This is a genomic window from Xanthomonas arboricola pv. guizotiae (assembly GCF_002940205.1).
In the GTDB taxonomy this organism is placed as follows: Bacteria; Pseudomonadota; Gammaproteobacteria; order Xanthomonadales; family Xanthomonadaceae; genus Xanthomonas; species Xanthomonas arboricola_C.
Window position 1 is genome coordinate 1 of the sequence record NZ_MDSK01000005.1, and the last position, 13344, is coordinate 13344.

9 protein-coding genes, 1 tRNA gene and 2 pseudogenes are annotated in these 13344 nt (G+C 66.0%); 4 read left to right on the forward strand and 8 right to left on the reverse strand.

Annotation, left to right across the window (positions count from 1 at the left end; translation table 11 throughout):
• Positions 1-301 precede the first annotated feature (301 nt).
• Positions 302-628 carry a hypothetical protein gene (locus XarbCFBP7408_RS22290; RefSeq protein ID WP_146093735.1) on the forward strand — a complete coding sequence of 109 codons (327 nt, stop codon included), beginning with the start codon at positions 302-304 and terminating at the stop codon, positions 626-628.
• 66 nt (positions 629-694) lie between these two features.
• A complete protein-coding gene (locus XarbCFBP7408_RS04225) occupies positions 695-2608 on the forward strand; it encodes a CocE/NonD family hydrolase (RefSeq protein WP_104561676.1) in 1914 nt (637 codons plus the stop codon).
• Positions 2609-2677: 69 nt separating this feature from the next.
• Here XarbCFBP7408_RS04225 and XarbCFBP7408_RS22295 read toward each other — a convergent pair.
• From XarbCFBP7408_RS22295 to XarbCFBP7408_RS04250, 6 genes and pseudogenes are all read right to left on the reverse strand, one after another.
• Positions 2678-3627 (reverse strand): annotated as a pseudogene (locus XarbCFBP7408_RS22295) (IS481 family transposase); the annotation flags it as partial.
• Between the two features lies 1 nt (position 3628).
• Positions 3629-4835, reverse strand: a pseudogene (locus XarbCFBP7408_RS04230) (CynX/NimT family MFS transporter); the annotation flags it as partial.
• Between the two features lie 123 nt (positions 4836-4958).
• A tRNA-Pro gene (locus XarbCFBP7408_RS04235) sits at positions 4959-5035 on the reverse strand.
• Positions 5036-5095: 60 nt separating this feature from the next.
• The gene (cydX, locus tag XarbCFBP7408_RS04240) at positions 5096-5206 is read right to left on the reverse strand and encodes a cytochrome bd-I oxidase subunit CydX (RefSeq protein ID WP_104561678.1); all 111 of its coding nucleotides are present in this window, start codon (positions 5204-5206) and stop codon (positions 5096-5098) included.
• A 92-nt stretch (positions 5207-5298) separates the two neighbouring features.
• A complete protein-coding gene (cydB, locus tag XarbCFBP7408_RS04245) occupies positions 5299-6450 on the reverse strand; it encodes a cytochrome d ubiquinol oxidase subunit II (protein ID WP_104561680.1) in 1152 nt (383 codons plus the stop codon).
• Between the two features lie 16 nt (positions 6451-6466).
• Positions 6467-8089: a cytochrome ubiquinol oxidase subunit I gene (locus XarbCFBP7408_RS04250; protein WP_104561897.1), complete on the reverse strand. Its 1623-nt coding sequence runs from the start codon at positions 8087-8089 to the stop codon at positions 6467-6469.
• Positions 8090-8238: 149 nt separating this feature from the next.
• Between XarbCFBP7408_RS04250 and cydD the strand changes: the two genes are divergently transcribed.
• Entirely contained in the window at positions 8239-9984 is a 1746-nt protein-coding gene (gene cydD / locus XarbCFBP7408_RS04255) for a thiol reductant ABC exporter subunit CydD (RefSeq protein ID WP_104561682.1), read from the forward strand.
• Positions 9981-11657, forward strand: coding sequence for a thiol reductant ABC exporter subunit CydC (gene cydC / locus XarbCFBP7408_RS04260; RefSeq protein ID WP_104561684.1), 1677 nt, complete (start codon positions 9981-9983; stop codon positions 11655-11657). Before cydD ends, cydC begins: the two co-directional genes overlap by 4 nt.
• A 57-nt stretch (positions 11658-11714) precedes the next feature.
• Here cydC and XarbCFBP7408_RS04265 read toward each other — a convergent pair whose 3' ends face one another.
• Positions 11715-12140 carry a DUF1294 domain-containing protein gene (locus XarbCFBP7408_RS04265; RefSeq protein WP_258072010.1) on the reverse strand — a complete coding sequence of 142 codons (426 nt, stop codon included), beginning with the start codon at positions 12138-12140 and terminating at the stop codon, positions 11715-11717.
• Entirely contained in the window at positions 12130-13332 is a 1203-nt protein-coding gene (gene metX / locus XarbCFBP7408_RS04270; RefSeq protein WP_104561686.1) for a homoserine O-acetyltransferase MetX, read from the reverse strand. The genes XarbCFBP7408_RS04265 and metX overlap by 11 nt, the downstream gene beginning before the upstream one ends.
• Between the last annotated feature and the right edge of the window lie 12 nt (positions 13333-13344).

The window sequence follows — 13344 nt, forward strand, 5'->3', positions numbered from 1 at the left end:
TGCATGGTCAATTGTTCGCCACTTCTGACATGTACTGGAAAATTCCGCTGGTTGCGCCTCGCGTCGCGGCTGGTATTTCAGCAGCCTGCTAAGGCTCGGCGAGAGGGAGCGCTGTCGTGAGGACGATCTGCTCGCACTCCTGCGATGGCTCGCGCTGCTCAGTCCTGCCAGCACGCCACCTGTGGGGTCGGGGCTGTTGACACGCTGCGAAGTGCTGCCCGCTGGCGGCTGCTCGGCCGGAGAACTTTCGGTATATGTGAATCTTCCCGACTGGACACGATCGACGGAACCGCAAATACCCATGGATGAGAACCTGATTGTTAAAGGCCGCTCCATCATGTGCGGGAACATCCCTTTCGAAAAATGGAAGCGCGAAGCGATCGACTTGCGCGCGAATCGTGGATATCAGCATCGCCTCCAACACGCGATGCGCGAGCAATGGAATATTTCGCTGCTGATCGTTGGGTGTGATCGCGCGCGACTTGGAGGCAGTGATGCGCTGGTCATTGTTCTCGCCAGGCCTTCGCGGCTGCCAGCTGAGCGATACATGGACTCCGTTGGTTCAGATGCCGGGGCCGCGCCTTGCGGTTGGCCCGCGTGTTCCCATCCCGCCAACCACGACCTTTGACACTCCCCCGGCAGGCCGCGTCCTGCCTACAGTCGAGGACTGCCCCCGCACGTTCCGGAGTCGTCGATGCGCCGTTTTGCCGCCTGCCTGCTCGCCACCGCCATTGCCGCCGCCACCGGCGGCGCGCTGGCGCAAACCTCGCCGATGACGCCGGACATCACCGGCAAGCCGTTCGTGGCCAGCGATGCCGCCAACGACTACATCAAGCGCGAGGTCATGATCCCGATGCGCGACGGGGTCAAGCTGCATACGGTGATCGTGCTGCCCAAGGGCGCACGCAACGCACCGATGGTGCTGACGCGCACCCCGTACAACGCCAGTGGGCGCACCGAGCGCATGGCCTCGCCGCACATGAAGGACCTGCTCGCACAGGGTGATGACGTGTTCGTGGAAGGCGGCTATATCCGCGTGATCCAGGACGTGCGCGGCAAGTACGGCTCGGAAGGCGACTACGTGATGACCCGGCCGTTGCGCGGTGCGCTCAATCCCAGCGAGGTCGACCATGCCACCGATGCCTGGGACACCATCGACTGGCTGGTCAAGAACGTCAAGGAATCCAACGGCAAGGTCGGCATGATCGGCTCGTCCTACGAAGGTTTCACCGTGGTGATGGCGTTGACCAACCCGCATCCGGCGCTCAAGGTCGCAGTGCCGGAAAGCCCGATGATCGACGGCTGGATGGGCGACGACTGGTTCAACTATGGTGCGTTCCGCCAGGTCAACTTCGACTATTTCACCGGCCAGCTCACCCAGCGCGGCAAGGGCATCGGCATCGCGCGCCAGGGCCATGACGACTACAGCAACCTGCTGCGTGCCGGCTCGGCGGGGGATTTCGCCAAGGCCGCCGGCCTGGAGCAGCTGCCGTGGTGGCACAAGCTCACCGAACACGCCGCCTACGACACGTTCTGGCAGGAGCAGGCACTGGACAAGGTGATGGCGCGCACGCCGCTCAAGGTGCCGACCATGTGGCTGCAGGGGCTGTGGGACCAGGAGGACATGTGGGGCGCGATTCATAGCTACGCGGCGATGGAGCCGCGCGACAAGGGCAATATGCTCAACTACCTGGTGATGGGCCCGTGGCGGCACAGCCAGGTCAACTACGATGGCAGCGCGCTGGGCGCATTGAATTTCGACGGCGATACCGCGCGCCAGTTCCGTCACGACGTGCTGCGCCCGTTCTTCGACCAATACCTGGTCGATGGCGCGCCCAAGGCGAGCACGCCGCCGGTGTTCATCTACAACACCGGAGAGAATCACTGGGACCGTCTGCAGGCCTGGCCGCGCAGCTGCGCCAAGGGTTGTGCCGCGGCCAGCAAACCGCTGTACCTGCAGGCCGGCGGCAAGCTGTCGTTCCAGCGGCCGGCGGCGGGGCAGCCGGGCTTCGAGGAATACGTGGCCGACCCGGCCAAGCCGGTGCCGTTCGTGCCGCGCCCGGTGGACTTCGGCGATCGCAGCATGTGGACCACCTGGCTGGTGCAGGACCAGCGCTTCGTCGACGGCCGCCCGGATGTGCTGACCTTCGTCACCGAGCCGCTGACCGAACCCCTGCAGATCGCCGGCGCACCGGAAGTGCATCTGCAGGCCTCCACCAGCGGCAGCGACAGCGACTGGGTGGTGAAACTGATCGATGTCTATCCGGACGAGATGGCGTCCAGTCCGAAGATGGGCGGTTACGAATTGCCGGTGTCGCTGGCGATCTTCCGCGGCCGCTATCGCGAGAGTTTCAGCACGCCCAAGCCGCTGGCGTCCAATCAGCCGCTGGCGTTCCAGTTCGGCCTGCCGACCGCCAACCACACCTTCCAGCCGGGCCACCGGGTGATGGTGCAGGTGCAGTCCAGCCTGTTTCCGCTGTACGACCGCAATCCGCAGACCTACGTGGACAACATCTTCTTCGCCAAGCCCGGCGATTATCGAAAGGCCACCCAGCGCGTCTATGTGAGCCCCGAGCAGCCCAGCTACATCAGTCTGCCGGTACGTTGACCCCAAATAAGTGGCTACGGTTGATTCTTGTTAATTCCAAGATCAAAGTCCGTCTGAGTGATGTACCAATTAGGTGTTCAGTCCCGGCATTAGATGGATCGGGTCCACCTTGAACCGCTCGGGTTCGGATGTCCACTGCTTGCAGATGAACTCGTACGGCGTCAGACCCTTCAATGCTTTGAGCCTGCGACCGTAGTTATAGGCGTCGATGAAGTTGGTCAGATGCTGTTGCAGTTGTGCGTGATCGTCGTAGTGAAAGCGTTTGACAGTGGCTTGCTTGATGGTCCGATTCATCCGCTCGACCTGCCCGTTGGTCCAGGGATGCTTGATCTTGGTCAAGCGGTGTTCGATGCCGTGCTCCTCGCAGACTCGACTGAAAATATGGGGGAAGGCATATTGGTCGGAACTGCGGTTGGTGAACTGGATGCCGTTATCCGTCAGAACCGTATGCAGGGTGTAGGGCACTGCCTGGATCACATTGCGCAGGAACTGCGCTGCAACCAGCTTGTTGGCCCAGGCGTGGAGTTCGGTGAACGCAAACTTGGACGTCCTGTCGATGGCCACGAACAGATAGAGCTTGCCCCTCGGCCGTCTGCACCTCTGCAATGTCGATGTGGAAGTAGCCAATCGGATAACTTTTGAAACGCTTCTTGGCGGCTTTGTCGCTTTTGATTTCAGGAAGCCGCGAGATGCCATGGCGTTGCAGGCAGCGGTGCAGCGATGAGCGCGTCAGACGCGGCATGCTCGGCTGTAGTGCGTAGAGACAGTCGTCCAGCGGCAGCAACGTCTGCTTGCGGAAAGCGACGATCGCCGCCTCATCCGTAACGGACAACACGGTGGAACACGGCTGCGTCGGCCCGGTTGGCAAATCGGCAACCGAGCTACGCTTCTTCCACTTCGCCACCGTCTTGTGATTGATCCCGTAGCGCTTGGACAGCGCTCTCAGGCTCTCTTGACTATGTTGTATCGCTCGACGGATCGCCTCTGTCGTAGTGGCGCTCCCGTGTAGAACCTGGCCCNCCGCGCGGGCGCCGCGTGGCGGCGGCGCCCAGACGTCTTCCAGCAACTGCGGGCGGCAGGCCACCCAGGCGGCGGCCAGCTGCACCAGGATGCAGATCACCAGGAAGACGAACGGCGAGGTCCAGCCGCCGTGGTGCGCGTGCAGCCAGCCGAACAGGAACGGCCCCAGGCAGCTCACCGCATAGCCCATGCCCTGCGAGAACCCGGACAGGGCCGCCGAGCCGGCCGCAGTGCGGCTGCGTTGATTGACCAGCACCAATGCCAGCGGGAACGTACTCGGCCCCAGGCCGAGCAGGGTCACCCACAGGATCGGCGCAGCCAGCGGCGCCCACCACAGCCCGGCAAACGCGACCAGGTGGCAGGCCGCGCACAGCAGCACGATCGGAAACGGGTTGCGCATGCGCACCGCCAGCGCCGGCATGGTCAAGGCGCCGACCATGCCCAGTGCCGCGAACAGCGCCACCATGGTGCCGCCGAATGCGGGCGAGGCGCCGGCTTCGCGCAGCAGCGTCGGCAACCAGGTGAACATCGAATAGGTGACCAGCGAGGTCATGCCGAAGGTCACCGCCATGCTCCAGCCCAGGGCGGTGCGTGCCACGCGCCCCTCGGCCTCGGGCGTGGGCGTGACCGGTGCCGGCCCGGTCGCGCGGAGACGGCGGTGGCTGGTATGCACCATGGTCCAGGCCGCCGCTGCCAGCAGTGCCGGCAACACCCACACCACCATCGAGCTGCGCCAGCCCAGCGCATCGGCTAGCGGTACCGCCAGCAACGCCGGCAGCAGGGTGCCGACCTGCAGCACGGTGATGTAGAGCGTACTGACGCCGCCGACGCGATCGCCGAAATAGCGCTTCACCAGCGGCGGCAACACCACGTTGCCCATGCCCATGCCGGCCAGCGCCACCAGCGAGCCGACCAGCAGTCCGGCAGTGCCCGGCAGCAGCGGGCGCAACACCAGGCCGACGGTGGCCAATGCCATCGACAGCAGCGCCGTGCGCAGCAGGCCGAAGCGGCGCAGCAAGGCCGGCGTGGCCACACCGGTCAGTGCGAACGCAGCCGTCGGCAACATGCCGAGCGCACCCATGGTGGGCGCGCCGAATGCGTACTCGTCGGCAATGCGTTCCAGCAGCGGCGTCAACGATGTCACCGCGGTACGCAAGTTGAAGGCGGACAACAAAATGGCAGCCAGCACCAGGCCGCGACCACGCAACCGGGCGGACGGGGAGGCAGCGGCGATGACAACAGACATGACAGACCATCCGCACTGCGCGCATGCATGCGCCAGCGCCTGAAAACACAAAACCGGCACGAGGCCGGTTTTGTGTTTTGAAACTGGTCGGGGAGACAGGATTCGAACCTGCGACCTCTACGTCCCGAACGTAGCGCTCTACCAGACTGAGCTACACCCCGAAGGAGCCGCGTATGTTACATAGGGAATGCGGAATCGGCAAGCATCCAGCGAAAATAATTTTACTGCTGCGGTTGGCCACGCTCCGGCTCGCGTGCTTCGAACCACATGCCGTTGAGCACGGCCGCCAGTGCGGCCAGACCGGTGCCGAGGATCCAGGCGAAGTACCACATTGTCGTTCTCCTTGAGTCGTTGAAGCAGGTGCGAGGGTGAGGCCTGCTGCGAGCGCGATGCGGCTGTGCATCGCAACGCACAGCGGGCATGCTCAGTAGGCGTTCGGATTGGCCGAGAGTTCGTCGGCGGTGACCTTGCCCTTGAGCACGCGATAGACCCAGCTCGTGTAGGCCAGCACGATCGGCATGAGCAGCGTGGTCGCCAGCAGCATGATCCACAGCGTCAGGCGGCTGCTGGAGGCATCCCACAGCGTCAGGCTTGCGCTCGGTGCGGTGGACGAGGGCAGCAGGAACGGGAACAACGCAAAGCCGACGGTGAAGACGATGCCGACGATGGCGCAGCCCGAGGCGATGAACGCCAGGCCGCCGCGACGCACACGCAACAGCAGCGCATTCATCGCCAGCCCGACCAGGCCGATCAGCGGTGCCATCAGGGTGGCCGGCATGCTGCTGTAGTTGTGCAGCCAGCCGCCGGCCGCGGTGAGCGCGGCGGTCTTGCCGAGCGGATTGGTCGGCGCATCGGTGGCCAGGAGCGAGGTCACTGCATAGCCCGGCAGACCCAGCGCCACCCATGCACCGGCGGCGGCAAACAACGCCACCGCGCAGAGCGCGGCGATGCTGCCGAAACGCGCCGCACGCTCGGCCACCGGTCCGTCGGTCTTGAGTACCAGCATCGCCGCGCCGTGCGCCATCAACATCGCCACGCTGAGCAGGCCGGCGAGCAGCGCGAACGGCGTCAGCAGCCCGAACAGGTTGCCGGTGTAGAACGTGCGCATGCTGGCGTCGAAGTGGAACGGCACGCCGAGCAGCACATTGCCGACCGCAACGCCCATGATCAGCGCCGGAATGCAGCCGCCGACGAACAACGCCCAGTCCCAGTTGCTGCGCCAGCGCTGGTCGGCCAGCTTGCCGCGGAACTTGAACCCGACCGGGCGCAGGATCAGTGCGAACAGGATCAGGAACATCGCCAGATAGAACCCGGAAAAACTCACCGCATACAACGGTGGGAATGCGGCGAAGATCGCGCCGCCGCCCAGGATCAGCCAGACCTGGCTGCCTTCCCAGACCGGGCCGATGGTGTTGATCACCAGCCGGCGTTCGGCATCGTTGCGGGCAACCAGCGGCAGCAGCGTGCTGACGCCCAGATCGAAGCCGCCCATCACCGCGTAGCCGGACAGCAATACGCCGATCAACAGCCACCAGATCACGCGCAATGTGGTGTAGTCGAGCAAGATGAAATCCATGGGTGTCTCTCCTGGCTTACGCTGCGCCGCCGGCCAGCGCGCCGGTGCTCAGTGGGGCGTCGGGTGAGGACGCGTGGGGCGAACTGCCGTGTGGCGACGGGGTGCGTTGGCTCGGTGGAAACAGCGCATCCGGACCCTTGCGGATGGTCCTCAGCGACAGCTTGATCGCGATCACCAGCAGCGTGGTGTACAGCGCGGTGAAGCCGACCAGGGTCACCACGATTTCGTACAGGTCAAGTCCCGATGCGGCATAGAAGGTCGGCAGCACACCTTCCACCGCCCATGGCTGGCGGCCGTACTCGGCCACGAACCAACCGCATTCGATCGCGATCCACGGCAGCGGCAGGCTCCACAGCGCCACCGTCAGGAACCAGCGCTTTTCCTGGAAGTTGTGCTTGCAGGCGAACCAGAACGCGATGGCGAAGAAGGCGATCAGGTAGATGCCGATGGCGGCCATGATGCGGAAGGTCCAGAACAGCGGCAGCACCCGCGGCACGGTGTCCATCGCGGCCTGGGCGATCTGCTGCGGCGTGGCGTTGCCGATATCGTCGCGATAGCGCTTGAGCAGCAGGCCATGGCCCAGATCCTGCCAATGCGCATCGAAGACCTTGCGCGCTTCGGCATCGTCCTTGTTGGCGCGGATGCGTTGCAGCGCGCCGTAGGCGATCTGGCCGCCGCGGATGCGATGCTCGGCACGGCCGACCAGTTCCAGGATGCCGGGGATCGGCTGGTCCAGCGAACGTGTGGCGATCAAGCCCATCAGGTACGGGATCTTGACTGCGTAGTCGTTGCGATGGGTCTGCTGGTTGGGAATGCCGAACGCGGTGAAGTCGGCTGGCGCTGCCTCGGTTTCCCACATCGCCTCGATCGCCGCCAGTTTCATCTTCTGGTGCTCGTTGGCGGCATAGCCGCTTTCATCGCCGAGCACCACCACCGACAGCGAGGACAAAAGGCCAAACGCGGCAGCCACCGCGAACGAACGCCGCGCCATCTCCACATGGGTGCCGCGCAGCAGATAGAGCGCGCTGATCGCCATCACGAACACCGCGCCGAGCACGTAGCCGGCGCTGACGGTGTGCACGAACTTGGCCTGCGCCACCGGGTTGAACAGCACCGCCATGAAATCGACCACTTCCATGCGCATGGTGTCCGGGTTGAACACCGCCCCGGTCGGGTTCTGCATCCAGCCATTGGCGATCAGGATCCACAGTGCCGAGAAGTTGCTGCCCAGCGCCACCAGCCAGGTGGTGGCCAGATGCTGCACCTTGCTCAGCCGGTTCCAGCCGAGAAAGAACAGGCCCAGGAAGGTCGCTTCCAGAAAGAACGCCATCAGGCCTTCGATCGCCAGCGGCGCGCCGAAGATGTCGCCGACGTAGTGGCTGTAGTACGACCAGTTCATGCCGAACTCGAATTCCATCACGATGCCGGTGCCCACGCCCATGGCGAAGTTGATGCCGAACAGCACGCCCCAGAACATGGTCATGCGCCGCCAGATGTCCTTGCCGGTCATCACATAGACGCTCTCCATGATGCCGAGCAGGAACGACAGGCCCATGGTCAGCGGCGGAAAGATGAAGTGGTACATCGCGGTGACTGCGAACTGCAGCCGCGATAGTTCAACAACTGTCGAGTCGATCATGGCGGGTGGGCCTGGTTGGGTGTCGATGAAGGAATGCAGCCGATCATCTGCGCTTGCTGCGACACGCGCGTTGATCCAGATCAATGCCGAGGCGGGCGGGTGCGGCACAATGTGCACCCCCGTAGCGGGAAGTGGCGACTTACAATCGCTTGCAACACGGTGTCTTCCTCGAGAGCGATGTGAGCCAGCCCAGCGTGCGAGCCAGCGAAACGCCAGCCCAGCGCCGTCAACGCGGCCAATGGCTGGATGCACTGGCGGCCCCGGCCACGCGTGCGCGGCGCCTGGCCGGCGTGGCGGTGGCGGTGTCGGGCGTGCTGCTGCTGGCGCAGGCGGCGGCGATCGCGTGGTTGCTGCAGGCGGTGCTGGTGCAGCATCTGGCGCTGGCGCAGTTGCGCGACGTGGGAGCGGGGCTGGTCTGTGCGCTGGTAGGGCGCGCGCTGCTCAATGCCTGGGCGCAGTCGCTGAGCGGCGAGGTGGCCGATGTGGCCAGGCGCGAACTGCGTGCCCGCATCGCGCGCCGCCTGGTGCAGCACGGGCCGGTGTGGCTGCGCCGGCAGCGCAGCGGCGAACTGGGCGAATTGAGCCTGACGCATACCGATGCGCTGGAGGGCTACTTCGTCGGCTACCAGCTCGCACGCACCGAGATGCTGCTGGTGCCGCCGCTGATCCTGGTCGCGGTGTTTTCGGTCGACTGGGTGGTGGGCCTGGTGTTGCTGCTGACCGCACCGCTGATTCCGTTCTTCATGATGCTGGTGGGTTGGGGCGCCGAAGCCGCCGGGCGCGACCAGCTGCGCGAACTGGCGCGGATGGGCGGGCACTTTGCAGATCGCCTCAAGGGCCTGGGCCTGCTGCGCGTGTATGGCCGCGGCGAGGCCGAGTTGAGCGGCATTGCCGCGGCGGCCGAAGGCGTGCGCGAGCGTTCGCTCAAGGTGCTGCGCATCGCCTTCCTGTCGTCCACGGTGCTGGAATTCTTCGCCTCGGTGAGCGTGGCCATCGTGGCGCTGTACTTCGGTCTGACCTATCTGGGCATGCTGGATCTGCACGGCTTGCCGACGCTGGGCGCGGGCATGTTCTGCCTGCTGCTGGCGCCGGAATTCTTTGCGCCGTTGCGGCGGCTGGCGGCGCATTACCACGACCGTGCCAATGCGCTGGCGGCGGTGGCCGAAGCCGAGCGCCTGCTGGAAGGATTCGCACCGCCATCGGCAGCGCCAGCGGTGACGGTGCCTGCCTTGCGTGCACTGGAACCGGCCCAGGCACACGCCCCGCTGCTGCAGGCGCGCGATCTTGCGCTACGGCCGCCGGGCGCGCCGTACACGGTGGTCGCGCATTTTTCGCTGACCTTGCAGCCCGGGCAGCGCGTGGCGGTGATCGGTGCCAGCGGCAGCGGCAAGAGCACCTTGCTGGAGGGCCTGGCCGGCTGGCTGGCGCCGGAGGCCGGCAGCGTGGTGCTGCGGCCGGGGACTCGCATCGGCTATGCCACGCAGCGGCCGTATCTGTTTCACGGCAGCATCGCCGACAACCTGCGCCTGGCCGATCCGCAGGCCGGCGCTGCGCGCCTGCACGCGGTGGCCGACGCCGCGCAGGTGCTGCGCTTTGCCGCGCAGCTGCCTGCGGGCCTGGACACGCAGATCGGCGAGCGCGGCTTCGGATTGTCCGGTGGCGAGGCACGGCGCGTGGCCCTGGCGCGGCTGTTGCTGCGCGAGCCGGACTTGTTGCTGCTGGACGAACCCACTGCCTTCCTCGATCCGGACACCGAAGCGGAGTTGCTGCGCACCCTGGGTGTGTTCGCGCGCGGTCGCGCGGTGGTGCTGGCCACGCACAGCGCCGCGGTAATGCGCTGGGCCGATACGGTGATCGACCTGCGCGGCGCCACCGTCGCAGCGGAGCTGCCATGAACGACACACGGCCCGACCGTCTGCGCGATGTGTTTCGCCGGCATGCCTGGCGCCTGCTGCTGTCGGCGCTGTTGGTCCTTGTCACCATGCTGGCCGGCGTGGGCCTGCTCGGCGTGTCCGGCAGTTTCCTGACCGCCGCCGCCTTGGCCGGTGTCGCGGGCATGGGCAGCGGCTTCAATTTCTTTTCGCCCTCCGCCGGCATTCGCGCGCTGACCTTCGCGCGCATCGTTTCGCGTTATGGCGAAAAATTGATCGGCCACGACGCCACGCTGCGCATCGCCCGCGACCTGCGCGTGTGGTTCTTCCGCCGCGCGTTGCCGCTGGCGCCGGGCCGCCTGTCGGCCACGCGCACCGGCGATCTGCTGGCGCGGTTGATGTCCGACATCGGCGAGGTCGATGGCGTGAGCGTGCGCGCGTTGGCGCCGTTGAGCGCATTGCTCGGCATCTGGGTGGCCGGCGTGGTGGCAGCGGCGCTGATCTATCCGCCGGCCGGCGTGTTGCTGGTGGTGCTGGGCGTGGTCATCGGCGGCGTGGTGCCGTGGCAGGTGACGCGCGGCGGTGCGCAGCGCGAGCAGCTGCGCGCCATGCAACGCACCACCTTGCGCACGCAGGCGTTCGAGGGCCTGGAAGGTGCGGCCGATCTCGCTGCGGTGGATGCGCAAGGTGCCTGGCTGCATCAGGTCGATGCAACGGCGGCGGCAGTGGTCGATGGCGATCGCCAGCAACGCCGTCGCCTGATCGGCGGCAATCTGCTGCATGCGGTCTGCGGCGGTATCGGTCTGGCCGGCATGTTGTGGCTTGGGTTGAGCGCGGCAGAACGCGGATTGATTGCTGCGGAGATGGCGGCCGGGCTGGTGTTCCTGACCATGGCACTGCTGGAGGTCTGGGCCGGCGCCGGACTCGCCTTGCAGGCGCTGCAGAGCGCGCGCGTTGCGGCCAGGCGCCTGCAGTCCATCGTCGACCAGGCGCCGTCGGTCGACGATCCGTCGCAGCCAGTGGATGCGCCACGCAGCGGTACGCTGCGCCTGCGACAGGTCAGTTTTGCGTGGCCGGGCAGTGGACGTGCGCTGCTGCAGGCGCTCGATCTGAGCCTGGCGCCTGGCGAGCGCATCGCCATCAGCGGCGACAGCGGCAGCGGCAAGAGCAGCTTGTCCGCAGTGCTGTTGCGGCTGTGGGACCCGCAGGCCGGGCAGGTGACCTACGCCGATATCGACCTGCGCCATTTCGCGCAGGCGCAATGGCATCAACGCATCGCCTGGCTGCCGCAGAATGCCCCGGTGTTTGCCGGCACGGTGCGCGACAACCTGCGCATCGGCGATGCCGGCGCGAGTGATGCAGCGATGTGGAACGCGCTGGACCAGGTGCGTCTGCGCGCCTGGGCCACCGCGCAGAACGGGCTGGACACCTGGGTCGGCGAAAACGGCGCCACGCTCTCGGCCGGCCAGGCGCGCCGGCTGGCGCTGGCGCGCGCCTTGCTGCGCGAGGCGCCGATCCTGCTGCTGGACGAACCCACCGACGGCCTGGATGTGGATACCGCGCACGCCTTGCTGCTGGATCTATCGGCCGCGCTGGGCGAGCGCAGCCTGGTGATGATCACCCACGACAGCGTGCCCGATGGCGTGGTGCAGCGACGTTATCGCCTGCGGGCCGGTGCGCTGGAGCCCTTGGCCTGAGGATGCTGTTGCCGGTTCGCACTGACCGGTTGTGCGCATGCATCGCGCAGGCGCCGCTCACCCCAGCAATGTGTGGAGTGCTGCCATCAGCGCAGCTTGGCGGCATGCCCAATACAAGGCGGCGACGTTCGCTACGACAGTGATCCAGAACCGCAGTTGGAAGGCTGCCTTGCTGGATTTATGCCGGAACAGCGCCTGCGCCAGCAACGCGCCCGGCCAGCCGCCGAGCAGTGCGATGAGGTGCAGGGTGGCTTCCGGTGTGCGTTGCCGGCCGCGTTGGGCTGCGCTCTTGTCGAGCCGGTAGACCACATCGCCAGCAAGCTTGCAGCCGCGTACCACAGCGCCAGCAGCGCCGGCAGGCGGCCTGCAACCACCATGGCGGTCATTCCGATCAGGAACAGCAGGGCGAGCGTCTTGCGCGGCAGGCTCTGCTGCTGGGACGTGCCGCGACGCCGTTGCGCCGGTCTGGAAATCAGCAAGCATCCAGGAAGTTGCGTACCGCTGGCCCGAAGCGCGCAAAATCGACCAGGAAGGCATCGTGGCCTTGTGGCGAATCCAACCCGATGAAGTGTGCCTCGGCACCGCCGGCGCGCAGGCCTTCGGCGATCTGTTCCTGTTGCTGCACCGGGAACAGGATGTCGGTGTTGGCACCGATCGCCAGCGCCCGCGCGATGCGGATCTGCGCCAGTCCGGCAAGCACCGTGGCGTCGGTCGAGATGCCTGTATCCGGCTTGGCGGCGACCGCGGCGTTGTCGACTTGCGTGCCATCGACCCGCGCGTCGATGGCCGGGCTGTTGTCGACATACTCGGCCAGATCGAACCAATCCATCGAGCGGCTCAGATACAGATAGCAGTTGGGATCGAAGAAGCGCACGAAGCGGCGCGCATGGCCTTCCAGATAACTTTCGACCTGGAATTCCAGGCCGAACGGATCGTCGGCGGCCTGTTCGGAATCCAGCCGCACGCGGCCGAAACGGCCATCCCATTCCAGTGCCGAGCGGTAGGTGATCACGCCGAGTTTGCGCGCCATGCGCATGCCCGATTCCGGGTAATGCGTGTCGTCGTAGTGGCCGCCGTTCCAGTGCGGATCCAGTCGGATGGCTTCGCGCTGCAGCGAGCGGATCGCGATCGAGAACGGCAGCGCCTGCGCACTGCCGGAGATATTGATATGGCTGCGCGCGATGCCGGGGTGGCGCAGCAACAACGCTAGTGCGGTCATGCCGCCCATCGAGTTGCCGATCAGGCAGGCCAGTTGTTGGATACCCAACGCGCGCACCACGTCGGCTGCGGCATCGGCCACATCTTCGATCGACAGTTCCGGGAAACCCAGGCGATACAGCGTGCCGGTGGCAGGGTCGATCGACGCCGGGCCGGTCGAGCCCTTGCAGCTGCCCAGTGAATTGACGCAGACCACGAACCAGCGTTCGGTATCGATCGGCTTGCCCGGCCCGAGCATTGCTTCCCACCAGCCCGGCTCGGCATTGGCCGGATTTGCCGCGGCATGCGCATTCGGCGACAGGCCAGTGACGATCAACACCGCATTGCTGCGATCGGCTGCCAGCGTGCCCCAGGTTTCGTAGGCGACACGCGCCTGCAGCAGCAGGCCACCGCGCTTCATCGGAAACGGCGAGGGCAGGGCGTGAAATAGCGTGCCGGGGGGAATGAATTCAGTCATGCAGCAATTCTA